Source organism: Ruegeria sp. BHSB196 (assembly GCF_059613135.1).
Genome location: NZ_JBXWRY010000003.1, coordinates 1 through 24,366, shown reverse-complemented (window position 1 = coordinate 24,366; position 24,366 = coordinate 1). Strand labels below are relative to the sequence as shown.

Sequence of the window (24,366 nt, the reverse complement as noted above, 5' to 3'; positions counted from 1 at the left end):
ATGCACACGCCCGCCATTACCGGAACCGGTGTCTTTACGCCGCAGAACGTGATCACCAATGCCGAACTCGTCGCGGCCTTCAACGCCTATGCCGACAAGGTCAATGCCGCCAATGCCGAGGCCATCGCGGCCGGACGGATGCAACCGCTGGAACACTCATCGGAGGAGTTCATCGTCAAGGCGTCGGGGATCGAGAACCGCTATGTGATGGACAAGAAGGGCGTTCTCGATCCCGACATCATGCACCCGAGCCTGCGCCAGCGCAGCGACGACGAGCCGGGGATCATGACCGAAATGGCGGTGGACGCCTGCCTCAAGGCGCTGGATCAGGCGGGGCGCACGGCCGACGACATCGATCTGGTGATCTGCGCCGCCTCGAACCACGAACGCGCCTATCCGGCGGTGGCCATCGAGATCCAGAAAGAACTGGAAATCAAGGGGTTCGGGTTCGACATGAATGTGGCCTGCTCGTCGGCCACCTTCGGGATACAGGCGGCGGCGGACATGGTGCGCTCGGGGTCGGTGCGGGCGGCGCTGGTGGTCAACCCCGAGATCTGCTCGGGCCATCTGGAATGGCGCGACCGCGATTGCCACTTCATCTTCGGCGACGTGGCCACGGCGACGGTGATCGAGCGGATCGACGCCGCCCAAGGGCCGCATTTCGAGATCGTCTCGACCCGCTGCGCCACCGAATTCTCGAACAACATCCGCAACAACAACGGCTTTCTGCGCCGCACGCGGCCCGACGGGATGAAGGACAGGCGCGACATGCAGTTCATGCAGAACGGCCGCAAGGTGTTCAAGGAGGTGCTGCCGCTGGTCAGCCAGCACATCGCCGATCACATGGCCGCCGAGGGCATTTCGAACGGCGACCTGAAACGGCTGTGGCTGCACCAGGCCAACAAGACGATGAACGACTTCATCGGCAGAAAGGTCATGGGCCGCGAGCCCGAGCCGGGCGAGCAGCCCAACATCCTTCAGGACTATGCCAACACGTCGTCCGCCGGGTCGATCATCGCTTTTTCCAAACATTCCGACGACCTGCAGGACGGCGATATCGGCCTGATCTGCTCGTTCGGCGCGGGCTATTCCGTGGGATCGGTGATCGTCAGACGGCACGTCTGAAGCGGCGAGGTCGGCCGGTTCACTCGGCAACCGCCGCCGGGGGCGGAGCCGGGATCATTTCGTCCAGAATGGACCCGGCCTCATAGCCCAGAAGATCCACCTCCATCCGCCCCGGATCCCCGAATGCCCAGGCACCGACGTGCCGCTGCATTCTCACATAGCCCGCATGCCGCGCCAGGGCGTCCGTCCCGTGGGCGTTCTCCGCGAACAGCACCTGCCCCGCCGCGACCTTTTCCGGCATCACGCGCTGCAGGTACAGCAGGACGACATTGACGTTCTTCACGCTGGAACCGCCGTGATGCACGATGTACATCCTGGCCCAATCGTCTTCGTCCATCGCGGCACGGGCCTGGGACACGGCGGCGTGGAGCGCGGTCAATTCCGCGCGCGCGGCCTGGCGCATGTTCGCCGCCCAGATCGGCCGCATGTCGTTGATCGCCTTGGAGACGGCTTCGCGGGTGAGTTCACCCGCGCTCAGCGCGTTCTCGATGAATCCGCGCGCCGTTTCCAGCATTTTCCGCTGGCTGGCCAAGGAGTCGTCCGGCAGGCCGAGACCGTCGATCACGGCCAGAACCTTGTCGATCTCCGTGGCAATGGTCGCAAAGTCCTGCGTCCAGCGTTCCTTGCCGTCCTCACCCTCGGGCCAGGGCGTGACCGCGCCGATGATCCCCAAGAGAACATGCGACAGGGATTTGAGGTGGTCATAGCTCGGTGCGTTCCTGGGATAGGTCGCCTCGCCGTCCTTCGATATCACGGTCACGTCGCGGGCGATCACCATGACGGGCCGCGTTTCCGCCGTCAGGTCGTCCTGACTGCGACGAAATATCGACAGCATCGCACCGTCGAAGGCATCGACGGCTTTCTGGGCCTCGTTTTGGTCGGCGGACGCGCCAGGCGCGGTCTGAACGATGGCGAGTCCAAGAATGGCGGCCGCGATCAGGCCACGCCGATTAAATGATTTCTGCATGGTGCACCCCCCTGCGCTCGGTTTGCCGGGCCATCTTACACGGTCGATGCGAACCGCGAAGGCCCGCGGTTCGACCGGATCGCCGAATCCCACGGTACGGCAGAGCGGGAGGTCAGCTTGCGCTTTCCTCCTCCAGGTGCAGCTTCATGTCGATCAGCACCTGCTGCAGCAGGACGGTTTCCCGCAGCAGCCGCTTGGCCTCGTTCACGGTGATAATCCCGTCCTCGATGGCGGCCTGGTATTCGGTCATCAGCATGGCGAAACGCTGGCTCAGCGCGATCACGTCCGAATTCACCCCGCCCGAGCGCGGGTTGTCGGAGTTGTTGTTGTGATAGGACAGGGTGATGTTCTTGAGATCCGCCAGCGCCGAGGTGACGTGCGGATAGGTCGCCGCGTTTTCGAGCTTGGCGACGGCATCGACCGGCATGAACCGGTCGGCATGTTCGGAATTGTCGGAATAGTACCGGCCCAGGGTGGCCTTGGATTTTCCGGTGATCTCGCAGGCGGCCTCGATCCCGACATCCTTGACCAGTGCTTCGGTGTGCTTTTTCAGATAGGTGCCGATGTCGGCCATGACTGCCTCTTGGATCCACGGCTTGGCCCTGCCCCGGATCATTCCGGGGAAAGGACCGCCAAAATTCCCATTTCAGACTATTAATTCAAATGTCATATCTTGGCTATCCCTGCGACAAGCAGGGATTTTGTGAGTGAGTGGCGGCAGTTCCTGCCGGTAAAGAGTGAATGCGGGGTGGATTTGTTGCCTCGTGTTGGTCTGGTCTCATGATGACCAACGGCGTCGCTGTCGCGGCTGAGGGACAACCATCCCCAAAAGTGAGCGTCTGCTCATGTCCCGACTCCATGCGGCGGCGCCGCGTCATCTGCTTGCCCAAAAGCGCGCTGCGATCTAGACCCGGCGCATGGCCAAGCTGTATTTCAACTACTCCACGATGAACGCCGGCAAATCCACCGTGCTCTTGCAGGCGTCGCACAACTACCGCGAACGCGGCATGGAAACCTATCTGCTGACCGCGGCGCTCGACGGGCGGGCCGGAAGCGGCCGGATCGCCTCGCGAATCGGCATATCGGCCGAGGCCGACATGTTCGGACCCGAGGACGATGTCTTTGCGATGATCGAAACCCGGCTGTCCGCCGGCAGGGTCGCCTGCGTGTTCGTGGACGAGGCGCAGTTTTTGTCCGAGGCCCAGGTCTGGCAGCTTGCCCGCGCCGTGGACGACCTGAAGGTGCCGGTGCTGACCTATGGGCTGCGGGTGGACTTCCAGGGCAAGCTGTTTCCGGGTTCCGCGACCCTGCTGGCGCTGGCGGACGAGTTGCGCGAAGTGCGCACGATCTGCAGATGCGGGCGCAAGGCGACCATGGTGATCCGCATGGATGCGGACGGGAACGCGATCACCAAAGGCGAACAGGTTCAGATCGGCGGCAACGAGACCTATGTCTCGCTCTGCCGCAAGCACTGGCGCGAAGCGGTCGGCGCCCAGGTCAGACCGTGACCGGGTTGGGCAGCGGCCGCCCTTCGGCAAAGGCCGCGACATTGTCGAGCGCCATGTGCCCCATGTCGGTCCGCACCTCTTCGGTCGCGGTCCCCAGATGCGGCAGCAGCGTGACGTTTTCCATCGCGCGCAGGGTTTCGGGCACATCCGGCTCGAATTCATAGACGTCCAGCCCCGCGCCCCCGATCGCGCCCGACTGCAGGGCCGCAACCAGCGCCGCTTCGTCCACGACCTCGCCGCGGGCGATGTTGATCAGGATGCCCGTCGTTTTCATCGCCGCCAGAACCGTGGCGTCGATCAGGTGGCGGGTCTCGGCCCCGCCGGGCACCGCGACGAACAGAAAATCGACCGAAGCCGCCAGGGCCGGCAGATCGGCGGCGAATTCGGCGGGATGGTCGAGCGTTTTCGGGCCGCGCGCGGTATAGGCGATCTCCATCCCGAACCCGAAATGGCAGCGCCGGGCGATGGCCTGGCCGATCCGGCCCATGCCGACGATCCCGGCGCGCTTGCCCGTGACGTGATGGCCCAGCATCTGGGTCGGATGCCAGCCCTCCCATCGGCTGGCGCGCACCAGCCGTTCGCCTTCGCCGGCCCGCCGGGCCGTTGTCAGCAGCAGCGTCATGGCGACATCGGCCGTGGCGTCGGTGACGGCACCGGGCGTGTTGCTGACCGCCACTCCGGCGGCCTGCGCGGCCGCCACGTCGATGTGATTGAAACCGACCCCGAAATTGGCCAGCAGGCGGCAGCGGGGCTGCGGCACCTCGGCAAAGACCCGGGCCGAAAAGGCGTCGCCCAGCGTTGGCACCACCGCGTCGAACTCGGTCAGGGCGCGGCGCAGTTCCGAGGCGTCCAGCGGCGCGTTGCTGGTGCGGATTTCGGCGCCAAAGGAGTCGCGGGCGCGCGCCTCGACCGCGGGCGGCATGGGACGGGCAATCCAGAGTTTCATCAGTGCATCCTGCCTCCGACCGGCACTTTGCCGTCCGGCCCGATCAGCACGATTTCACCGTCCGCGTCCGGCAGTCCGAGAACCAGAACCTCGGACATGAACCGGCCGATCTGCCGCGGCGGGAAGTTCACCACCGCCATCACCTGTTTGCCGACCAGCGTTTCGGGATCGTAATGGGCGGTGATCTGGGCCGAGCTTTTTCGGGTGCCGATCTCGTCGCCAAAGTCGATCCACAGTTTCAACGCGGGTTTGCGGGCCTCGGGGTACGGCTCGGCGCGGACGACCTCACCCACGCGGATATCGACCTTGAGGAAATCGTCAAAGGTGATGTCAGCCATCGGAAAGCTCCCGTGATCGCTGCGTGGCCGCCGCGACGGCACGGGTCATCAGGGCGGGGAACCCGGTTTCGGGGTGCATCAGCACCTCCAGCGCGGCCTGGGTGGTGCCGTTGGGCGAGGTCACGTTGACGCGCAACTGCGCGGGGTCTTCGCGGGCCGTTTCCGCCAGCGCCCCTGCCCCGGCCACGGTGGCCTTGGCCAGATGCATCGCCAGCTCCGCCGGCAGCCCCTGCGCCGTGCCGGCCGCGGCAAGGGTTTCGATCAGATGAAAGACATAGGCCGGTCCAGATCCGCTGACGCCGGTCACTGCATCCATCTGCGATTCATCCGTCAGGCGCACGGTCTGGCCGACGGCCGACAACAGGCTTTCGGCCTGCACCATGTCCGCCTCGGAGGCATGGGCGTTGCCGATCAGAGCGGTGATGCCGCGCCGGATCGCGGCGGGCGTGTTGGGCATGGCGCGCACGATCGGCGTCGCCGCCCCCAGCACCGATTCAAAGGTCGCGATCGGGGTACCCGCGGCCACCGACACGAACAGGGTGCGTCCGCCGCCCAGCGCCCGGATCGCGGGCAGGGCCGCGCCCATCATCTGCGGTTTCACGGCGATCAGGACCACGGCCGGCGCTTCCGGCAGGGGCGTGTTCACGTTCACCCCCTGCGCCTTGACCCAGTCCGACGGGTTCGGGTCGATGACCCAGACCGAGGCCGGCGGCAGGCCGTGTTCCAGCCAGCCCGCCAGCATCGCCGAGCCCATCTTGCCGCAGCCCAGAAGCACCAGCCCCTGATCCGCGACGCGCGACATGTCCATGATTGCCCCTCCCCTAGCCGTCAGGTTCGGGGCAAAGCTTTACGCGCGGCCGTAAGCCTCTGCAATGGCGACCTGCATCGCCTCGTCCGCGGACCGGTTGCCCCAGGTCACAAGCTGGATCGCCGGGTAATACCGCTCGGCGCTCAGCACCGCCGCGTTGATCATCGTATCGATCTGTTCGGGGCTGGCCGTCTGCCCCCCCGCAAGCACCAGACCATAGCGATAGACCATCAGCTTCTGACCGCCCCAATAGGTGAAGGCACCGGCCCAGCACTGGTCGTTCATCGCGTTGAGCAGCTCGTAGAGCTGCGGCATCCGCTCGGCGGGCGGCTCCATCTCGAAGGTGCAAACCATGCGCAGCGTCTCATCGAAGCCCGACCAGGCCAGAGTGATGGAGTAGGTGCGCCACTGTCCCTCGACCGCCATGGCGATCTGATCGTCGCCGATGCGGTCGAAATCCCATTCGTGGTGTTCGGCAAGATGCTCCACAATGTCGATCGGGTGGATCTCTTCTTCCAGATACTGCTCGGAAAGGGCCATAGTACACCTCACTGATCTCTAGCGGATCAGGGCCGCAACGGCCCCAACGCTAGTCGCCTGCTCAACAGACCGGGTTATTCCCGTTGGCCTGTACTAGATATGGTGCGATGTGGCCGTTCTCCTGACAACCCCCATTTTTGGGGACAATGGCAATAAGTTGTGGACAGCCCGCAACGGGGATCAAAATATCGGCACCTCACGCAGCTTTTGCTTGCAATGGTGATGGTGGGCGTCACAATGCACGGCACCGCGCAAACCTCGCGGATTGCACGGTACGGATGGTTGCAGCCCGAAATCTTTCGTGATCTGAGGATCCTGTTCGGATCAGTCGCCCAGCTTGGCTTCGAGCTTGGCGATACGCTCCTCCAGCGCGGCGTTTTCCTCGCGCGCCTTCTGGGCCATCGCACGCACGGCGTCGAATTCCTCGCGGGTGACGAAATCGCGATCCGCCAGCCACCGGTCCAGCATCGATTTCATCGCCGTCTCGGCCTCTTCCCGCGCGCCCTGCGCCACGCCCATGGCATTGGTCATCAGCTGCGAGATGTCGTCGAGGATCTTGTTGCGGGTCTGCATGTCTTCACTCCCGTGTCGCGGATGCCACCTATATGGGTCACATGCGCGGCGGGCTCAAGGTTGACTTGCCCCTCGATCCGCGGGCAATGAGACGCATATGCAGGCAGTCATTCCGTTTCCCGACATCTCCCCCGAAATCTTCTCCGTCTCGCTGTTCGGGATGGAGTTCGCGCTGCGCTGGTATGCGCTGTCCTATATCGCGGGCATCCTGATCGCGTGGCGCATGGCGCTGATGGCGCTGCGCCGTCCGGCGCTGTGGCCGGCGCAATCCACGCCGATGACCGCAAAGCAGCTCGAAGACCTGGTCACGTGGATCATCGTCGGGGTGATTCTCGGCGGGCGGCTGGGATTCGTGCTGTTCTATCAGCCGGGCTACTACCTGCAGAACCCGCTCGACATCCTGAAGATCTGGCAGGGCGGCATGGCGTTTCACGGCGGTTTGCTGGGTGTGGTCGTGGCGACGCTGACCTTTGCGCGACGCCACGGCATTCCGGGGCTGCAGATCTCGGATCTCGTCGCGCATACGGTGCCGCCGGGGCTGTTTCTGGGGCGGCTGGCCAATTTCATCAATGCCGAGCTTTGGGGCCGGCCCAGCGACCTGCCCTGGGCGGTGGTGTTTCCCGGCGCGGCGGCGCAGACCTGCCCCGGCGTGACCGGCCCCTGCGCGCGGCATCCGTCGCAGCTGTACGAGGCGGGGCTGGAAGGGCTGCTGCTCGGCGCGCTGATCCTGTGGCTGGTCTATCGCCGCGGCGCGTTCCAGCGGCCCGGCCTGATCCTCGGCACGTTTCTCGCGGGCTACGGGGTGTCGCGGTTCATCGTCGAATTCGTGCGCCAGCCGGACGCGCAATTCGTGTCGCCGGGCAACCCGCTGGGACTGGCCTGGCACGTCGGCGGCTATGGCCTGACGATGGGGCAACTCCTGTCGTTGCCGATGGTCGCCGTGGGGCTGTGGTTCGTCTGGCGCGCGCGGCGGGCAGGCGAATGAGCCTGCGCGAGATCCTGATCGAACGCATCCGCGTGGATGGCCCCATGACGGTCGCGGATTACATGGCGGAATGCCTGCTGCACCCCAAACACGGCTATTACACCACCCGCGATCCGCTGGGCGCGCAGGGGGATTTCACCACCGCGCCGGAAATCAGCCAGATGTTCGGCGAACTGATCGGCCTGGCGCTGGCGCAGGCCTGGCTGGATCAGGGCCGCCCTGCCCCGTTCACGCTGGCCGAGCTCGGCCCCGGCCGCGGCACGCTGATGGCCGACATCCTGCGGGCCGCGCGTGCGGTGCCGGGGTTTCTGGCCGCGGCGCAGGTGGTTCTGGTCGAAGTCTCGCCTGCCCTGCGCTCCATTCAGCAGAGGACGCTGGCCCAAGCATCGCCGACCTGGGCGGATCGGGTCCAGGATCTACCGCACGCCCCGCTGTTCCTGGTGGCGAACGAGTTCTTCGATGCGCTGCCCGTCCGGCAGTTCCTGCGCGACGGTGCCGGATGGCGCGAACGGCTGGTGGGCGTGCAGGACCGAGCGTTGGCGTTCGGGCTGGGCGCCGGGGCGCCACAGCCGGCGCTGGAGCACCGTTTGGCGGATACCCGCGATGGCGATCTGGTCGAGCTCTGCCCGGCCGCCGCGCCGGTCGTCGCGGCTCTGGCCGGCCGAATCGCCGCGCAGGGCGGCGCGGCGCTGATCATCGACTATGGCGATTGGCGCTCGCTCGGCGATACGTTTCAGGCCGTGCAAGGGCACGCGCGGTCCGATCCGCTCGCCGCGCCGGGGCAGGCCGATCTGACCGCCCATGTCGATTTCGAAATGCTGGCCCGGGCGGCCACGGCATCTGGATGCGCCCATAGCCGCCTGACCACGCAAGGCGTGTTTCTCGAACGGCTGGGCATCACGGCGCGGGCGCAGGCGCTGGCGCGCGGGACGGGCAAGGAAGAGACGGATGCGCTGGCCAGCGCACATCGCCGGTTGACGCATCCCGAGGAAATGGGAAACCTGTTCAAGGTGCTGGCGCTCTACCCTGCGTCGGCTTCTCCGCCACCCGGACTGGATTCATGACGCTGGAAATACTGACGTCGGATTTGCTGGCCCCCACGCATCACGGCTTCTTCAGCCGCCGCGGGGGCGCATCCTCCGGAATCTTCGCCGGCCTGAACTGCGGCGTCGGGTCGTCGGACCTGCGCGAGGCGGTGGCCCTGAACCGCACGCGCGTGGCCGAGGCCATGCGACTCCCGGCCGAGGCGCTGATCGGCGTGCACCAGGTTCACTCGGCCGATGTGGTGGTTGTCACCGGGTCGGAAAACAATCGTCCCAAGGCGGACGCATTGGTGACGGCGGTGCCCGGCCTGGCGCTGACGGTTCTGACCGCCGATTGCCAGCCTGTCCTGTTCGCCGACCGGCGGGCCGGTGTCATCGGCGCGGCCCATGCCGGATGGCGCGGGGCGCTGGACGGCGTGCTGGAGGCGACGCTGGACGCGATGGAATCGATCGGTGCCCGGCGTGCGGATACGGTCGCGGTCATCGGCCCGACGATCTCGCAGCGGGCATACGAGGTAGGCCCGGAATTCCTTGATGAATTCATGGCAGAAGACTTTGACAATTCACGATTTTTCGCCAATGGCAATGGCGACCGGCTGTTGTTCGATCTGCCCGCATACGGGCTTCACCGACTGCGCCGCGCGGGCATCGGTGCGGCGGAATGGACGCGGCACTGCACCTATTCCGATCCCGACCGGTTCTATTCCTACCGACGCGCCACACATGCGGGCGAAGCGGACTATGGGCGGCTGATCTCGGCCATCCGCCTTTAACGAATGTGTCCGAATTAAGGCAGTTTTGCCACGATTTGGCCGGAAACTTTTTGTCTATTTTCCCGTGAATCACCCGTGGAATTGCGTCTGGGCGCAGACGCTTGTCGGGTGTGTCGAAACCGCCTGATTAAGGCAGGAACAGCGAAGGGGGTCTTTTACGCGAAATATTGTCCTCATTTTTTCCCGGATCAGCCCCATGGGCGCCGCAAAACGACGTCATACACGAAGGATCATGTTTTGAGGGTCGCCAGGACCGCAGCAGGTTAGGGAAAGAAATGAAAGTCGGATCTCGCTTCATCAGGTCGGTGATCACAGCTGCCAAGGATCACACTCTGCCAACGCCCTGGAAGCTGAGAGCCGGCCTTGCGACCAAGGTGGCTCGTCTGCGCGAGCGGACCTGATCATGCTCCGAGATGCCCGGATGCCGGGCTTTGGGACCATCCGCAACGGCAAGTGCCTCGGGCCGGTGGGGAACAATCGAAGGGTCGGCGCAAAGTTGCGCGGGCTTTCCGGGGCGCGCGTGTGGCGGGCTTTTGTGCCTGCTTGTTATGAGTTCTGTTTTGGGGGGTCATCCTTGACCAAAGACGGGCATTCTTCCGCTCGCTTTACCGAGCAATCCCGCTGGTTCACAGCGCGGTTGCGACCGTTTCAGGACATTCAAATCTTGAATGCCAGTTCAAGGCCGTCTGAGGGGGCTGCCGACACTTGGCGGAAATGAAAGGGACGGGATACGTATGTCTATTCCATATTCGTTGACCCGCGCGGCACGGAATGCCGTCACCACGACCGCGGTGCTCGAGGATCCGGCCGCGCTGCGCGGCGCGACGCGCCCGCAACTGCGGCGCTACGAAGTCAGTTCGCTGGCGCCGAACGGGGACGTGGTGCGCCAACGCCATGTCGCGCCCGCATTGTCCTTGTTCGAGGACGCCTTCTGCGCCTTGTCGCGCGGATCGCTGGTCGAAACCGACCACGGCGCGACGGCGATCGAGGATCTGCTGCCCGGAGACCGCGTGATCACCCATGACGGCAGCGCCCAGACCGTGCTCTGGAAAGGGTCCGTCACGTTGCTGCCGGGTCGCCCCGACGCGCGCGGACGCACCCATCCCCTGACCCGCATCACCGCGGACTCCTTCGGCGTCCAGAAACCGATGTCGGGGGTTCTCGCCGGGCCGTCCGCCCGAATCCTTGCGACGCCGTCGCATCTGCGGCACATGGCCGGCGGCAGCCCGATGCTGACTCCGGTGCAGGAGTTCCTGGACGGCATGAGCGTCGTGGAGACCATCCCGCCGACGCCCGTGGAACTGTTCCACATCTGCCTCAGGCGCCACGCGCTGATCAAGGTGGACGGCCTGCAGTTCGAGACCTACCACCCCGGCCTCAACGCGATCCGGATGATGAGCCACACCCTGCGCACCATCTATCTGAGCCTGTTCGACCACATCGAGTCGCTGAACGATTTCGGGCCGCTGCTCATGCCGCGCGCCGGCGACGGCGAAGTCGATGCGATCACGGCCTGAGAGGACGCGCCATGCACATTCTTATCAGCTGGGCCGTGTCCCTGACCCTCGCCGCCTGTCTGCCGTCAACCAGATCGCCGGGTGGCGACGTCAAGATCAGGCGCTTCGGCTCAGACGCTCTTCGAGCACGTCGAACGGAACTCCTGGTTCATCCTTTGCCCCGCGGATGACCAGCGAGGTCTTGACGCTGGCCACGTTCGGCGTGGTCAGCAACTCGCCCGTCAGGAACTGCTGAAAGCTGCTCAGATCGGGTGAAACGCATTTGAGGATGAAATCGACCTCGCCGTTGAGCATGTGGCATTCGCGCACCAACGGCCAGTTGCGGCACCGTTCCTCAAAGGCGCGCAACTCGACCTCGGCCTGGCTTTCCAGCCCCACCATGGCAAAGACCTGAACCTCGAAGCCCAGTTCGCGGGCGTTGACATCTGCGTGATAGCCGCGGATGTAACCCGCTTCCTCCAGCGTACGCACCCGCCGCAGGCACGGCGGAGCCGATATGCCGACACGTTTTGCCAGTTCCACATTGGTCATTCGACCGTCCGCCTGCAGTTCGGCAAGAATCTTGCGGTCGATTTCGTCCAACCGTGTTGAGACCATGAAATGCTCCTGACTTTTGCGGTTCTTATAACAGCCCCCTATTCAGGCGCAATATTCTTTCGCGATCGCGCAACATTCTTATATGTCAAAGGCATGTTTTGCCCGCCCCGCCGTGAATACCGGCGGCCGGCGCAGGTCAGTTAGGGCTTTAAGACCGCATCGAGCATGGCTATATCCCTGCTCCGAAGAATACGGGTACGACAGGCAAGCAGAGCGGGGATTTCATGGCCGAGACACGTCACACCAGGGTTCTGATCATCGGATCGGGGCCGGCCGGCTACAGCGCCGGCGTATATGCCAGCCGCGCCATGCTCCAGCCGATCCTGGTCCAGGGCATCGAACCCGGTGGCCAACTGACCACCACCACCGATGTCGAGAACTATCCCGGCTTCACCGAAGTCCAGGGCCCCGATCTGATGATCAAGATGCAGGAGCACGCCGCCGCCATGGGCTGCGAGATCGTCGGCGACATCATCACCGACCTGGACCTCAGCCAGCGCCCGTTCACCGCCAAGGGGGACAACGGCACCACCTACACGGCGGATGCGGTGATTCTGGCGACCGGCGCGCGGGCGAAATGGCTGGGATTGCCGTCCGAGGACAAGTTCAAGGGCTTTGGCGTGTCGGCCTGCGCCACCTGCGACGGGTTCTTCTATCGCGGGCAGGAGATCGTGGTCGTCGGCGGTGGCAACACCGCGGTCGAAGAAGCCCTGTTCCTGACCAATTTCGCTTCGAAGGTGACGTTGATCCACCGCCGCGACGAACTCCGGGCCGAGAAGATCCTGCAGGACCGGCTGTTCAAGAACGAAAAGATCGAGCCGCTTTGGTTCCACACGCTCGAAGAGGTGATCGGCACCGACGATCCGCTGGGCGTCGAAGGGGTTCGCGTCAAGAACGTCAAGACCGGCGAGATCACCGAAATTCCCTGCAAGGGCGTGTTCATCGCGATCGGCCACGCTCCGGCCAACGAACTGGTCAAAGATGTGCTGGAAACCCATATGGGCGGCTATGTCGTGACGAAACCGGATTCGACCGAAACCTCGATTCCGGGCGTCTTCGCGGCCGGCGACCTCACGGATCACAAATACCGTCAGGCCGTGACCTCGGCCGGCATGGGGTGCATGGCGGCGCTGGACGCCGAGCGGTTCCTGGCCGAACAGGCGTGACCGGAAAACGCGGCGCACCGGCATCGCCCTGATGCCGATGCCCGCCGCGCTTGACCGGTGCGGTCCGTGGCCGCAGACTTGGGACAAGCGCGGCAAGTATCGGGTGACAGTTTGAGCAACCCCCTTTGGCAGGGCAGTTGGGCGACCCGGCTCAGGATCGCGAGCGGTCTTGTGTTGTTCGCGTTCGCGTTCTTCCATTTCCTCAACATCGGCCTTGGGCTGTTTCACACCGACTTTCTGCACGACATGCAGGACGGCCGGCAGGAGATCACGCGGCATCGGCTCGGCAGCATCCTGCTGTACATTGCGCTGTCGGTGCACGCGGGCCTTGCGCTGGTCACGATCGCCCAGCGCCGCACCCTGCGGATGCCGTTTCACGTGGCGCTGCAGGCGGTACTGGGCTTCCTGATCCCGCTGCAGCTGATCTCGCACATCGTCCACACGCGCTATGCGCATGAGGTTTTCGACGTGAATGACGAGATGGGCTACATCATCCTCCTGATGTGGCCCAACTCGGCCATCTGGATGCAGAGCACCCTGCTGTTGGTGGTGTGGATCCATGGCTGCATCGGGCTGCATATGTGGCTGCGCATCACGCGCTGGTGGAACCGGACCGTGCCCTATCTGATCGGCGTGGCGGTGTTCATCCCCAGCTTCGCCCTGGCGGGTCTCCTGACCGAGGGGCGGCGCATCTGGGCGGATTTTTCCGACCCGGACCTGCGCACGCAGTATGTCGAGCACTACAACTGGCCCGCGCCCGAGGCGTTCGAGGCGATGACCATCGTCAAGAACAACGCGCTGACGGCATTCTGGATCGCACTGGGCGCGGCGTTTCTGGTGCATTTCGGACGCAAGCTGTGGCGGCGGCGGCACTCGGTCCGGGTGCGCTACGTGGACGGCCCCGAGGTGGTCTCGGAAAAAGGCATGACCCTGCTGGAGATGTCGCAGGCCAACGGTGTGCCGCATACCGCCCTCTGCGGCGGCAAGGGGCGCTGCACGACCTGCCGGGTCATCGTCGAGGAAGGCGGCGAGTTGCTGCACCCGCCCGGCGAGGTCGAGGCCAGAAGCCTCGCCGCCGTCGGCGCCCCGCCGGGCATGCGCCTGGCCTGTCAGATCCGGCCGATGAACCCGTCAACGGTGTTCCGGGTGTTCCGCCCCGAGGGCGGCCGCAGCCGCGCCCATGCCAGCCAGGGACAGGAACGGCAGCTGGCCGTGCTGTTTCTGGACATGCGCGGGTTCACCGCGCGGACGACCGGCCAATTGCCCTATGACGTGGTGTTCCTGCTCAACCGTTTCTTCGACGCCATCGTGCCCGCCATCACCGAAGCGGGCGGGATCGTGGACAAATACCTTGGTGATGGCCTGCTGGCGGTGTTCGAAACCCGCGATGCCGCCAGCTCGGCCCGCGCGGGGCTGGCCGCCGCGGCCGGCGTCGGCCGCGCCCTGGAGCGGTTCAACGAGCAACTGGCGGCCGAAGACGCGCCGGCCATCCGCATCGGCATGGGCCTGCATATCGGCAACGTGGTCCTTGGCGAAATCGGCGCAGCCGGACACGCCCCCCGCACGATCATCGGCGATACCGTCAACACCGCCAGCCGGCTGGAAGGCCAGACCAAGGATCTGAACGTCGAACTGCTCGTCTCGGCCCAGGTTCTGAAGACCGCCGGGCTGGACATCTCGTCGCTGCCGCTGCGGGACTTCCGCCTGCGCGGCGTGACCGCCCCCCTCAGCGCCCTGCCTGTCGCGCGCGCATCCGACCTGGACGACATTTGACACCGAGGCGAAAGGTCAACCCCGAAATCGCGAGCCGCCGTTCAAGAAAACCTTTCCCTGCTCGTGCATATGCCTCCGAATTTTCTTCTGATATGCAAAAAAACGGCACATATCGTCCTTAGTTGCAGTGGACCATCTGGACTTCCCCCGATCAACGCGGCAAATGCCCAGCAGAACACCCACATGGCCACATTCCCTGACTGCGTGAAAAGAGTATTGATATGACGATGTTGAGCAATCTCGCCCCGATCCCCGAATTGTACGTTTCCTACGACTCCGCCCAGAAACTCAAGGTCGAGGCGGCGGACCTGACCAGCTGGGATCTGACGCCGCGCCAGATCTGCGACCTGGAACTGCTGATGAACGGCGGGTTCAACCCGCTCAAGGGGTTTCTGTCGGAGGCGGACTACAACGGCGTGGTCGAGACCATGCGGCTGTCGGACGGCACGCTGTGGCCCATTCCCATAACCCTGGATGTGGGCGAGGCCTTCGCCGAAAAGGTCGAACTCGGCCAGGACATCGCCCTGCGCGATCAGGAGGGCGTGATCCTCGCCACCATGACCGTCACCGACCGCTGGACCCCCGACAAGGCCAATGAAGCGGTCAAGGTCTTTGGCGCGGACGATATCGCGCATCCGGCGGTCAACTATCTTCACAACGCCGCGGGCAAGGTCTATCTGGGCGGCCCGGTGACCGGCATCCAACCGCCGGTGCACTACGACTTCAAGGCCCGCCGCGACACGCCGAACGAACTGCGCGCCTATTTCCGCAAGGTGGGCTGGCGCCGCATCGTCGCCTTCCAGACCCGCAACCCGCTGCACCGGGCGCATCAGGAACTCACCTTCCGCGCCGCCAAGGAGGCGCAGGCCAACCTGCTGATCCACCCGGTCGTGGGCATGACCAAGCCGGGCGACGTGGATCATTTCACCCGCGTGCGCTGCTACGAGGCGGTGCTGGACAAATACCCGGCCTCGACCACCTCGATGTCGCTCCTGAACCTCGCCATGCGCATGGCCGGCCCGCGCGAGGCGGTCTGGCACGGGATCATCCGCAAGAACCACGGCTGCACCCATTTCATCGTCGGCCGCGACCATGCCGGCCCCGGCAAGAACAGCCGGGGCGAGGACTTCTACGGCCCCTATGACGCGCAGGATCTGTTCCGCAAGCACCAGGACGAGATCGGCATCGAGATGGTCGATTTCAAACACATGGTCTATGTGCAGGAACGCGCGCAATACGAGCCCAGCGACGAGATCAAGGACAGGGACAAGGTCACGATCCTGAACATCAGCGGCACCGAACTGCGCCGCCGTCTGCGCGAAGGGCTGGAGATCCCCGAATGGTTCTCCTTTCCCGAAGTGGTCGGTGAATTGCGCCGCCGTTTCCCGCCGCGGTCGCAGCAGGGCTTCACCGTCTTCTTCACCGGGTTCTCCGGGTCGGGCAAATCCACCATCGCCAACGCGCTCATGGTCAAGCTGATGGAAATGGGCGACCGCCCGGTGACGCTCCTGGACGGCGACATCGTGCGCAAGAACCTCAGCAGCGAGCTGGGCTTCTCGAAAGAGCACCGCGACCTGAACATCCGACGCATCGGCTATGTCGCGTCCGAGATCACCAAGAATGGCGGCATCGCCATCTGCGCCCCGATCGCGCCCTATGCGGTGACACGCCGCGCCGTGCGCGAGCAGATCGAGCAGTTCGGCGCCTTCTGCGAGGTGCATGTGGCGACCAGCATCGAGGAATGCGAACGCCGCGACCGCAAGGGCCTCTACAAGCTGGCACGCGAAGGCAAGATCAAGGAGTTCACCGGCATCTCGGACCCCTATGATGTCCCGGAAAACCCGGAACTGAGGGTCGAGACCGAAAACGTGGACGTGGACAACTGCGCCCATCAGGTGCTCTTGAAACTCGAAAGCATGGGGCTGATCGCCGGGAACTGACCTGTCGCCGAGGTCGGGTTGATGGGCCGGCGGAGGGGCGCTGCCCCTCTTGCCCTGCGGGCAATTCACCCCGGGGTATTTTCAACCAGAAAGAAGCAGCGGTCTCTTTCTTGCTTCTTTCTGGTTTCAAATACCCCAGGGAGTTTGAGGGACAGCGTCCCTCAACAAAAAAGGAGTAGAGCGCGCCGGAGGCGCTCATTTCGAAGGACATCCTGCCTCAAACGGCGCGGCGGCGGAGGAAATCCGACACGATTGTCACGATCACCGGCGCCAAGGCCGGAGTGATGATGTGTCCCATGCCGTCGATGGCGTGAAACTCGCTGCCGGGGATATGGGCGGCGATTTCCGCGCCGAGGCTTGGAGGAACCAGGGTGTCGTCCGAACCGTGCAGGATCAGGCAGGGCAGGTCTACGTGTTTCAGGGCGGCACGCCGGTCCGGGGCGTGTGCCATGGCGAGAATCTGACGGTTCATGCCTTCGTCGTCGACGCCGCGCGCATAGGCGCGGGCGGCCATGGCACGGATGTCGTCTTCGGCCATCGGATAGCCGGGGCTGCCCCACATGCGGTGTTCGGCAATCTGGCTGTCGAGATAGTCGCGTTGCGAGCGGGGCGGCACCAAGAGGCTTTCGGCCAGAGACAGAAGCGCCGCCGGATCGCCGCCGGATCGTTCGGCCAGGGGGCGGCAGGCCGTCATCACCAGCGTGGCCGACAGCAGCCGGTCGGGTTGCGCGATGCAAATCTGCTGCAGGATCGCGCCGCCCATCGAGATGCCGAGGACATGCGCGCGTTCGAGGTCAAGCGCATCCATCAGGCCGGTGACATCCGCCGCCATGTCCTCGAGCCCGTAGGGCCTGGGCAGCGGGCCGCCGCCCCGGATGAGATCAAGGATCGCCTCGGCCTTGCCGGGTGCGTTGGGAGTCGGGCAGCGCTGGGACAGGCCGACATCGCGGTTGTCGAACAGGATCGTGCGGCATCCGGCCTCGACAAAGCCTTCGACCAGCGCATCGGGCCAGTGAACCAGCTGGCTGCCCTGACCGCGGATCAGAATCAGCGGCGTTCCCGTGCGGGGGCCGAACTCCTCGACTTCGAGGTGTATGCCGTTTGTTTCGATCTGCATTGCATCCCTTTCGGCCGGCGCCCGCGGCGTGGGATCCGCCCGGTCCGGCCTCAGCCTAATCGCCGCCGCGCGGGCTGGAAACCCGTCGTCTGCGGGATCGCCGGCGGGGTTCAAAAAATCTTTCCCGGCTTGTTGACACAAACGGGCTTCCGCCTTAGCTATTCCGCGTTAGCACTCTCTCAGGGTGAGTGCCAACACTCCCGCGACCCGCGGGGGGAGGAAAAACAACCTTTGAGCCAAGGAGCTGCAAAGATGGCATTCAAACCTCTTCATGACCGGGTGCTGGTGCGCCGTGTCGAAAGCGACGAAAAGACCGCTGGCGGACTGATCATCCCCGACAGCGCCAAGGAGAAACCGGCCGAAGGCGTCGTCATCGCCTGTGGAGAAGGTGCCCGCAAGGACAGCGGCGAACTGATCCCGATGTCCGTTTCGGAAGGCGACAAGATCCTGTTCGGCAAGTGGTCGGGTACGGAAGTCACCATCGACGGTGAAGAACTGCTGATCATGAAGGAAAGCGACATCCTGGGCATCATCGAAGCCTCGGCCGCGGCCAAGGCCGCCTGAAGCGCCCGGATCGCCTGACCTCAACGACAAAGTGAATTCAAGGAGCAAGTCAAATGGCTGCTAAGGACGTCAAGTTCACGACGGATGCCCGCAACAAGATGCTCAAGGGCGTCAACGTATTGGCCGACGCCGTCAAGGTCACGCTCGGCCCCAAGGGCCGCAACGTGGTTCTGGACAAATCCTTCGGCGCGCCGCGCATCACCAAGGACGGTGTGTCGGTCGCCAAGGAAATCGAACTGGAGGACAAGTTCGAGAACATGGGCGCGCAGATGGTGAAGGAAGTCGCCCAGCGCACCAATGACGAAGCCGGCGACGGCACCACCACCGCCACCGTGCTGGCCCAGGCCATCGTCAAGGAAGGCCTCAAGCAGGTTGCGGCAGGTCTGAACCCGATGGACCTCAAGCGCGGCATCGACCTGGCGACCGCCAAGGTCGTCGAAGGCATCAAGGCCGCCTCGCGCGAGGTGAAGGACTCGGCCGAGGTTGCGCAGGTCGGCACCATCTCGGCCAATGGCGAGGCCGAAATCGGCCGCCAGATCGCCGAGGCGATGCAGAAGGTCGGCAATGAAGGCGTCATCACCGTCGAAGAGAACAAGGGTCTGGAAACCGAGACCGATGTCGTCGAAGGCATGCAGTTCGACCGCGGCTACCTGTCGCCCTACTTCGTGACCAACGCCGACAAGATGGTGGCCGAACTGGAAGACGCCATGATCCTGCTGCACGAGAAGAAACTCTCGTCGCTGCAGCCGATGGTGCCGCTGCTCGAGCAGGTGATCCAGTCGCAGAAGCCGCTGCTGATCATCGCCGAGGACGTCGAAGGCGAAGCGCTGGCGACCCTGGTGGTCAACAAGCTGCGCGGCGGCCTGAAGATCGCGGCCGTCAAGGCGCCGGGCTTCGGCGATCGCCGCAAGGCGATGCTGCAGGACATCGCGATCCTGACCGGCGGTCAGGTCATCAGCGAAGACCTGGGCATGAAGCTGGAAAACGTCACCATGGACATGCTGGGCACCGCCAAGAAGATCTCGATCACCAAGGACGAGACCACCATCGTCGACGGGGCCGGCGAAAAGGCCGAGATCGAGGCGCGCGTGGCCCAGATCCGTACCCAGATCGAGGAAACCACCAGCGACTACGACCGCGAGAAGCTGCAGGAACGCGTGGCCAAGCTGGCCGGCGGTGTGGCCGTCATCCGCGTCGGCGGCATGACCGAGGTCGAAGTGAAAGAGCGCAAGGACCGTGTGGATGACGCGCTGAACGCAACCCGCGCCGCGGTGCAGGAAGGCGTCGTCGTCGGCGGCGGTGTCGCCCTGGTTCAGGCCGGCAAGGCGCTGGACGGGCTGGAAGGCGAAAACGCCGACCAGAACGCGGGCATCAACATCGTGCGCAAGGCCATCGAGGCGCCGCTGCGCCAGATCGCCGAGAACGCGGGTGTCGACGGCGCCGTGGTTGCCGGCAAGATCCGCGAATCCAGCGACCCGGCCTTCGGCTTCAACGCCCAGACCGAGGAATATGGCGACATGTTCGCCTTTGGCGTGATCGACCCGGCCAAGGTTGTCCGGACCGCGCTGGAAGATGCGTCGTCGGTCGCCGGCCTGCTGATCACCACCGAAGCGATGGTGGCCGACAAGCCGCAGAAGGAAGGTGCAGGCGCCGGTGCCGGCATGCCCGACATGGGCGGCATGGGCGGCATGATGTAAGCACCGTCCTCCGTTCAAAGGATGCTGGGGGTCGCCTTCGGGCGGCCCCTTTTTCGTCAAGGCCCGCGATGCGGGCCTGCCTCCGGCGGGGGTATTTGCGACCAGAAAGAAGCCGGGATGCCGGGGAGCGGTGAGAATCGCGTTTGCGCGGCGCGCAACGGGCCTTATGAGGGGAGGATGCACGTCGTTCTTCTGACAGCGTTGACCATGGTGGCCTTTGCCGCCAATTCGATCCTCAACCGGCTGGCGGTGGAGAGCGGCGCGAGCGATCCCGGGGGATTTGCGGTCGTGCGGGTGCTGGCCGGTGCGGTGACGCTTGCCGTGCTGGTGATGGCGCGCGGGGGCCGGTTGCCGCTGCGCTCCGGGCGGCGGGTGGTCGGCGCCGGGGCCCTGTCGCTCTACATGATCGGCTTTTCGCTGGCCTACCTGACGCTGGATGCCGGCGCCGGCGCGCTGATCCTGTTCGGTGTCGTTCAGCTGACCATGTTCGCCGCGGCCTCGGTCTCCGCCGCGCCGCCCTCGCCGCGCCAATGGGCCGGGGCGGCCGTCGCCTTTGCCGGCCTGGCCTATCTGCTGTGGCCGTCCGGCGCGGTCCGGGTCGATCCGGCGGGGGCCGCTCTGATGGTGCTGGCCGGGATCGGTTGGGGCGCCTATTCGCTGGCGGGACGCGGCGAGCCGGATGCCCTGGCCGGCACAGGCGCGAATTTCGTGGTCGCCCTTCCGATGACCGGGCTGGCGATACTGCTGTTTGGAGGGGGCTGGAGCATGACGCCTGCAGGTGCGTTGCTGGCGGTTCTGTCCGGCGCGGTCACGTCGGGTCTGGGCTATGCGCTTTGGTACAGTGTGCTGCCGCGGCTTGCCGCGCCGGTGGCGGCCACGGTGCAGCTCAGCGTGCCGGTCATCGCCATGGTGGCCGGTGTCCTTGTGCTGGCGGAAGGCCTCGGTTGGCGGCTGGTCCTGGGCGCCGGGCTGGTTCTGGGCGGGATCGCGCTGGCGGTATCGCGGAACCGTGGCGGCTGAGGCTTTTCCTGCCGCGGAAATGCGCGTATCTGGCGGGCATGCGTTTTGTGCTTTTCCTGCTGCTGATCTGGCCCGCGGCCGCGCGCGCGGATTGCGTGGTGCTGCTGCACGGGCTGGCGCGGACCGAGGCTTCGTTTGCGATGATGGAACAATTGTTCCTGGCCCGCGGTTATGACGTGGTGCGGCCCGGCTATCCGTCGACGGCGCTGCCGATCCGGGAGCTTGCGGACCGCACCCTGCCGGCGGCCTTCGCCGAATGCGGCGATCAGCGGGTGCATGTCGTGGCGCATTCGATGGGCGGCATCCTGGTTCGCCATTGGCTGCAGGACCGCAGACCCGCAAATCTGGGGCGCGTGGTCATGTTGGGACCGCCCAACCAGGGCAGCGAACTGGTGGACGCCTTGGGCGACTGGTCCGCATTCGGGCTTTTGCACGGGCCTGCCGGTCTGGCGCTGGGGACCGGGCCGGACAGCGTGCCGCGCGCGCTGCCGCCGGTGGATTTCGAACTGGGCGTGATCGCGGGGCAAAACTCGCTGAACCCGTTCTTCTCCGCTATGATCGACGGCCCGGACGATGGCAAGGTCTCGGTCGCCAGTACCCGGGTTGAGGGCATGGCGGATCACATCGTGCTTCCCGTGACGCATACGTTCATGATGAACAACCCCCGCGTGGCCGCGCAGGCCCTGCATTTCATCGAGTTCGGCCGCTTCGGACCCGACCTGTCGTGGTCCGAGGCGGTGGCGGCGCTGATCGACGAAATCTGCCTTGGCCAGGACTGTTCGGAACCGGCGTCGGAGCCGACGCGATGACGGCGCTGGAAATGCGCCTTTGCGGCGCCGAATTCCTGTTGCCGGGCCAAGGACTGGTCGAGGCGGAGCTATCCATCGCCGATGGTCGCATCGCCGAAGCGGGTGCGGGGCCGTGCGTCGATCTTTCGGGATATCTCGTCCTGCCGGGTATCGTGGATCCGCACGGGGACGGGTTCGAGCGCCACCTGGCGCCGCGGCGCGGGGCGATGAAGCAGCTGGACGAGGGCGTTCTGGCGGCCGAGGCGGAACTGGCCGCCAATGGCATCACCACCGCCGTGCTGGCGCAGTTCTGCAGCTGGGAAGGGGGGCTCCGGGGGCCGGAATTTGCGGCGCGTGTCTTTGCGGCGATGTTGCGGGTCAAGCCCCTGGTGGGGACGGACCTGATCCCGCAGCTGCGTTTCGAGACGCACCTGCTGGACAATTACGACGGCCTGCCCGACCGCCTGTCCGCCTGGGGCGTGTCCTATGTGGTGTTCAACGACCATCTGCCCCACGACCGGCTCGCGCAGGGACGCCGCCCGCCGCGGCTGACCGGACAGGCGCTCAAGGCCGGTCGCAGCCCGGACGCGCATCTCGAGCTGATGCAGGCGCTGCATGCCCGGACGGCCGAGGTGCCCGCCGCGCTGGATATTCTGTGCGCACGGCTGTCGGAACGCAGCATACGCATGGGCAGCCATGACGACGGTCGGGCCGAAACCCGGCACCGTTGGCGGCGGAGGGGTGTGGATATCTGCGAATTCCCTGAAACGCTCGCTGCGGCCGAAGCGGCGAAGGCGGGCGGTGACGGCGTGGTTCTCGGGGCGCCGAACGTCGTGCGTGGCGGGTCGCACAACGGCAATGTCAGCGCGGTGGACCTGATCGCGATGGGCCTGTGCGATGCGCTGGCTTCGGATTACCATTATCCCAGCCCACGCCGCGCCGCGCTGATGCTGGCGGCCTCCGGACTGCTGGATTTCGCCTCGGCCTGGGCATTGGTGTCGGAGGGGCCGGCGCGCGTTCTGGGACTGACCGATCGCGGGACGCTGGCGGCCGGAAAACGCGCCGACATGGTCGTGCTCGACGCCAGTTCGCATCGTGTGGCCGCGACCCTGAGCGGCGGGCGGATCAGCCATATGTCGGGTGACATTGCGGCGCGGTTTCTGGCCGCCACCTGATCTGGAAACCCGCGAAGGGGCGCTGCCCCTCTTGCCCTTCGGGCAATTCACCCCGGGGTATTTCGGACCAGAAAGAAGCCGCGGTCTCTTTCTTGCTTCTTTCTGGTGTCAAATACCCCAGGGAGTTTGAGGGACAGCGTCCCTCAACAAAAGAAAAACTCAGCGCGCCGGAGGCGCACCGCTTTAGAGTTGATCCCGCAAGGCCTCGGCGGCGCGGCGTTCGAATGCGCCGAAATCCGCGGCCGCCGGGCGCAAGGCCTGAATATGCGGTCGCCGCCGCTCGTACTCCTCGGCCGAAGCCGCTGCAACGGCGCGACGGATGTCGGCCTCGCTGCTGCACAGGATCATGCCGGTGGGATCGAGAAAGCGGTCGATATTGGGGCAGCCCCAATAGATCGGCACCGTGCTGCACAGGATGGCATCGATCAGCTTTTCCGAGAAATAGTTCCTTTCCCGTACGTTCTCGATCACCACCGAATAGCGGTAAGGCGCCAGCCCGTCCGATTTGCGCCCGAAGGGCTGGTAGCCGCGGCCCATGATGTCCACGTCCTGTCCGCTGGCGCGCGCCCAGTCGATCACGGCATGGCGCAGTTGGTGGCCGATCAGGTCGCGCTTGGACGAGGCGATGAGCGAGCAGGACCGGGTCTTGTCCACCTTCAACTCGCGCCATTCCGGCACCAGGGTCGAGCCGTAGGGCAGGAACACCGCGTTGGGCAGCGTCTCGAGCAGGATCTCGTGAAAGGTGAAGACCCGGAAGAACCGCCGCCAGGTGAACCGCAGCAGACGGTCGTGTTTGGCATGGATCGCGCTGGGTTCGCCCATCATCAGCGAGATCCGGGCCCGGGTGCCGCGCCGCAGGCGGAAATGCGCCATGGTGTTGGGGTACATGATCAGGTGGTCGGTGGGCTCGAGGTCGCCGACCGCCGCGCCGGTCAGCCGCTCCGGGCAGCCCAGCGGCCAGATCAGTTCGGACAGCGGCAGCCGCGCCAGATCCGGGCCGAGCCGTTTGCCATAGGGCAGTAGCGCGATCGCGGGTTCGGCCATCAAATGCCCCCGGCCGGCAGGTCGGCCTGCCCGCGCATCAGGACAAATCCCCGCCCCGACACCTTGACGCCGGTCATCGCCTCGACCGGGCCGACGCGCGTGACTTTCGCCTGGCCGGGACGCCCCATGTCATGGCCCTGCTCGGCCACGAAGCTGTCCTTCGGCATCAGGCCGTATTTCCAGAGATAGGCCGCCATGGCGCCGGTCGCCGATCCGGTGAACGGATCCTCGGGCGGGCTTGGCGGGGCCATCAGCAGGCGCGAGAAGGTGTCGCCCCGCTCCGTGGCGCCCTGAAGCGTCACCAGAAACGGCTCCATCATGTCGGTTCCGGAATACCCCTGGCTTTCGGCAAGGCGGCGCAG

Annotated in this window: 25 protein-coding genes; 14 read left to right on the top strand and 11 right to left on the bottom strand. The window is 65.3% G+C overall.

The genetic code is table 11. From position 1 onward, the window contains the following. Nucleotides 1-1,125 (top strand): beta-ketoacyl-ACP synthase III, encoded by a 1,125-nt coding sequence (locus AC2FNJ_RS02950; protein WP_496762295.1) that lies wholly within the window; start codon nucleotides 1-3, stop codon nucleotides 1,123-1,125. A gap of 19 nt (nucleotides 1,126-1,144) precedes the next feature. Here AC2FNJ_RS02950 and AC2FNJ_RS02945 read toward each other — a convergent pair whose 3' ends face one another. Then, nucleotides 1,145-2,092 (bottom strand): hypothetical protein, encoded by a 948-nt coding sequence (locus tag AC2FNJ_RS02945; protein WP_496762294.1) that lies wholly within the window; start codon nucleotides 2,090-2,092, stop codon nucleotides 1,145-1,147. A gap of 112 nt (nucleotides 2,093-2,204) precedes the next feature. Beyond that, nucleotides 2,205-2,666 carry a hypothetical protein gene (locus AC2FNJ_RS02940; RefSeq protein ID WP_496762292.1) on the bottom strand — a complete coding sequence of 154 codons (462 nt, stop codon included), beginning with the start codon at nucleotides 2,664-2,666 and terminating at the stop codon, nucleotides 2,205-2,207. Between the two features lie 343 nt (nucleotides 2,667-3,009). Here AC2FNJ_RS02940 and AC2FNJ_RS02935 point away from each other — a divergent pair, with 343 nt between their 5' ends. Next, nucleotides 3,010-3,600 carry a thymidine kinase gene (locus AC2FNJ_RS02935; protein WP_496762291.1) on the top strand — a complete coding sequence of 197 codons (591 nt, stop codon included), beginning with the start codon at nucleotides 3,010-3,012 and terminating at the stop codon, nucleotides 3,598-3,600. On the opposite strand, the gene AC2FNJ_RS02930 is transcribed toward AC2FNJ_RS02935, so the two are convergent. The 5 genes from AC2FNJ_RS02930 to AC2FNJ_RS02910 form a co-directional block, all read right to left on the bottom strand. Then, nucleotides 3,590-4,546 carry a 2-hydroxyacid dehydrogenase gene (locus AC2FNJ_RS02930; RefSeq protein WP_496762290.1) on the bottom strand — a complete coding sequence of 319 codons (957 nt, stop codon included), beginning with the start codon at nucleotides 4,544-4,546 and terminating at the stop codon, nucleotides 3,590-3,592. The two genes, AC2FNJ_RS02935 and AC2FNJ_RS02930, sit on opposite strands and share 11 nt — an antisense overlap. After that, complete coding sequence (locus tag AC2FNJ_RS02925; protein WP_496762288.1) at nucleotides 4,546-4,884, bottom strand: tRNA-binding protein; 339 nt, start codon at nucleotides 4,882-4,884, stop codon at nucleotides 4,546-4,548. The genes AC2FNJ_RS02930 and AC2FNJ_RS02925 overlap by 1 nt, the downstream gene beginning before the upstream one ends. Next, nucleotides 4,877-5,692, bottom strand: coding sequence for a pyrroline-5-carboxylate reductase (gene proC, locus AC2FNJ_RS02920; protein ID WP_496762287.1), 816 nt, complete (start codon nucleotides 5,690-5,692; stop codon nucleotides 4,877-4,879). Before proC ends, AC2FNJ_RS02925 begins: the two co-directional genes overlap by 8 nt. Before the next feature lie 39 nt (nucleotides 5,693-5,731). Further along, the gene (locus tag AC2FNJ_RS02915; RefSeq protein ID WP_496762285.1) at nucleotides 5,732-6,232 is read right to left on the bottom strand and encodes a type III secretion system chaperone family protein; all 501 of its coding nucleotides are present in this window, start codon (nucleotides 6,230-6,232) and stop codon (nucleotides 5,732-5,734) included. Nucleotides 6,233-6,556: 324 nt separating this feature from the next. Continuing rightward, a complete protein-coding gene (locus AC2FNJ_RS02910; RefSeq protein WP_496762283.1) occupies nucleotides 6,557-6,805 on the bottom strand; it encodes an accessory factor UbiK family protein in 249 nt (82 codons plus the stop codon). A gap of 97 nt (nucleotides 6,806-6,902) precedes the next feature. On the opposite strand from AC2FNJ_RS02910, the gene lgt reads away from it, so the two are divergent. The 4 genes from lgt to AC2FNJ_RS02890 all read left to right on the top strand — a co-directional run bounded on the left by lgt (nucleotide 6,903) and on the right by AC2FNJ_RS02890 (nucleotide 11,123). After that, nucleotides 6,903-7,790, top strand: a complete 888-nt coding sequence (lgt, locus tag AC2FNJ_RS02905; RefSeq protein ID WP_496762281.1) for a prolipoprotein diacylglyceryl transferase — start codon at nucleotides 6,903-6,905, stop codon at nucleotides 7,788-7,790. Beyond that, the gene (locus AC2FNJ_RS02900; RefSeq protein WP_496762280.1) at nucleotides 7,787-8,854 is read left to right on the top strand and encodes a class I SAM-dependent methyltransferase; all 1,068 of its coding nucleotides are present in this window, start codon (nucleotides 7,787-7,789) and stop codon (nucleotides 8,852-8,854) included. Before lgt ends, AC2FNJ_RS02900 begins: the two co-directional genes overlap by 4 nt. Then, nucleotides 8,851-9,606 carry a peptidoglycan editing factor PgeF gene (gene pgeF, locus AC2FNJ_RS02895; RefSeq protein ID WP_496762278.1) on the top strand — a complete coding sequence of 252 codons (756 nt, stop codon included), beginning with the start codon at nucleotides 8,851-8,853 and terminating at the stop codon, nucleotides 9,604-9,606. The genes AC2FNJ_RS02900 and pgeF overlap by 4 nt, the downstream gene beginning before the upstream one ends. A 734-nt stretch (nucleotides 9,607-10,340) precedes the next feature. Then, entirely contained in the window at nucleotides 10,341-11,123 is a 783-nt protein-coding gene (locus tag AC2FNJ_RS02890; protein WP_496762277.1) for a Hint domain-containing protein, read from the top strand. A 96-nt stretch (nucleotides 11,124-11,219) separates the two neighbouring features. Here AC2FNJ_RS02890 and AC2FNJ_RS02885 read toward each other — a convergent pair whose 3' ends face one another. Next, nucleotides 11,220-11,720: an Lrp/AsnC family transcriptional regulator gene (locus AC2FNJ_RS02885; RefSeq protein ID WP_496762276.1), complete on the bottom strand. Its 501-nt coding sequence runs from the start codon at nucleotides 11,718-11,720 to the stop codon at nucleotides 11,220-11,222. A gap of 224 nt (nucleotides 11,721-11,944) precedes the next feature. Between AC2FNJ_RS02885 and trxB the strand changes: the two genes are divergently transcribed. From trxB to AC2FNJ_RS02870, 3 genes are all read left to right on the top strand, one after another. Further along, the gene (gene trxB, locus AC2FNJ_RS02880; protein ID WP_496762275.1) at nucleotides 11,945-12,886 is read left to right on the top strand and encodes a thioredoxin-disulfide reductase; all 942 of its coding nucleotides are present in this window, start codon (nucleotides 11,945-11,947) and stop codon (nucleotides 12,884-12,886) included. Nucleotides 12,887-12,997: 111 nt separating this feature from the next. Then, nucleotides 12,998-14,659, top strand: a complete 1,662-nt coding sequence (locus tag AC2FNJ_RS02875) for an adenylate/guanylate cyclase domain-containing protein (protein ID WP_496762274.1) — start codon at nucleotides 12,998-13,000, stop codon at nucleotides 14,657-14,659. A gap of 221 nt (nucleotides 14,660-14,880) precedes the next feature. After that, on the top strand, nucleotides 14,881-16,599 hold the full coding sequence (locus tag AC2FNJ_RS02870) for a bifunctional sulfate adenylyltransferase/adenylylsulfate kinase (protein WP_496762272.1): 1,719 nt from the start codon (nucleotides 14,881-14,883) through the stop codon (nucleotides 16,597-16,599). A 217-nt stretch (nucleotides 16,600-16,816) separates the two neighbouring features. Here AC2FNJ_RS02870 and AC2FNJ_RS02865 read toward each other — a convergent pair whose 3' ends face one another. Continuing rightward, nucleotides 16,817-17,716 (bottom strand): alpha/beta fold hydrolase, encoded by a 900-nt coding sequence (locus tag AC2FNJ_RS02865; protein ID WP_496762270.1) that lies wholly within the window; start codon nucleotides 17,714-17,716, stop codon nucleotides 16,817-16,819. Between the two features lie 252 nt (nucleotides 17,717-17,968). Between AC2FNJ_RS02865 and AC2FNJ_RS02860 the strand changes: the two genes are divergently transcribed. From AC2FNJ_RS02860 to AC2FNJ_RS02840, 5 genes are all read left to right on the top strand, one after another. Beyond that, nucleotides 17,969-18,280, top strand: a complete 312-nt coding sequence (locus AC2FNJ_RS02860; protein ID WP_496762269.1) for a co-chaperone GroES — start codon at nucleotides 17,969-17,971, stop codon at nucleotides 18,278-18,280. Between the two features lie 53 nt (nucleotides 18,281-18,333). Beyond that, nucleotides 18,334-19,977: a chaperonin GroEL gene (gene groL / locus AC2FNJ_RS02855; protein ID WP_496762267.1), complete on the top strand. Its 1,644-nt coding sequence runs from the start codon at nucleotides 18,334-18,336 to the stop codon at nucleotides 19,975-19,977. 177 nt (nucleotides 19,978-20,154) lie between these two features. Then, a complete protein-coding gene (locus AC2FNJ_RS02850; RefSeq protein ID WP_496762265.1) occupies nucleotides 20,155-20,997 on the top strand; it encodes a DMT family transporter in 843 nt (280 codons plus the stop codon). A 38-nt stretch (nucleotides 20,998-21,035) separates the two neighbouring features. Next, nucleotides 21,036-21,806 (top strand): alpha/beta fold hydrolase, encoded by a 771-nt coding sequence (locus AC2FNJ_RS02845; protein ID WP_496762264.1) that lies wholly within the window; start codon nucleotides 21,036-21,038, stop codon nucleotides 21,804-21,806. Then, entirely contained in the window at nucleotides 21,803-22,960 is a 1,158-nt protein-coding gene (locus AC2FNJ_RS02840; protein WP_496762262.1) for an alpha-D-ribose 1-methylphosphonate 5-triphosphate diphosphatase, read from the top strand. The genes AC2FNJ_RS02845 and AC2FNJ_RS02840 overlap by 4 nt, the downstream gene beginning before the upstream one ends. Before the next feature lie 183 nt (nucleotides 22,961-23,143). Here the strand turns inward: AC2FNJ_RS02840 and AC2FNJ_RS02835 are convergent, their stop codons facing one another. Continuing rightward, a complete protein-coding gene (locus AC2FNJ_RS02835) occupies nucleotides 23,144-24,004 on the bottom strand; it encodes a glycosyltransferase family 10 fucosyltransferase (protein ID WP_496762261.1) in 861 nt (286 codons plus the stop codon). Continuing rightward, nucleotides 24,004-24,366 (bottom strand): PhzF family phenazine biosynthesis protein (locus AC2FNJ_RS02830; RefSeq protein WP_496762259.1); only part of this gene is annotated, 363 nt, incomplete at its 5' end. The genes AC2FNJ_RS02835 and AC2FNJ_RS02830, both read right to left, overlap by 1 nt.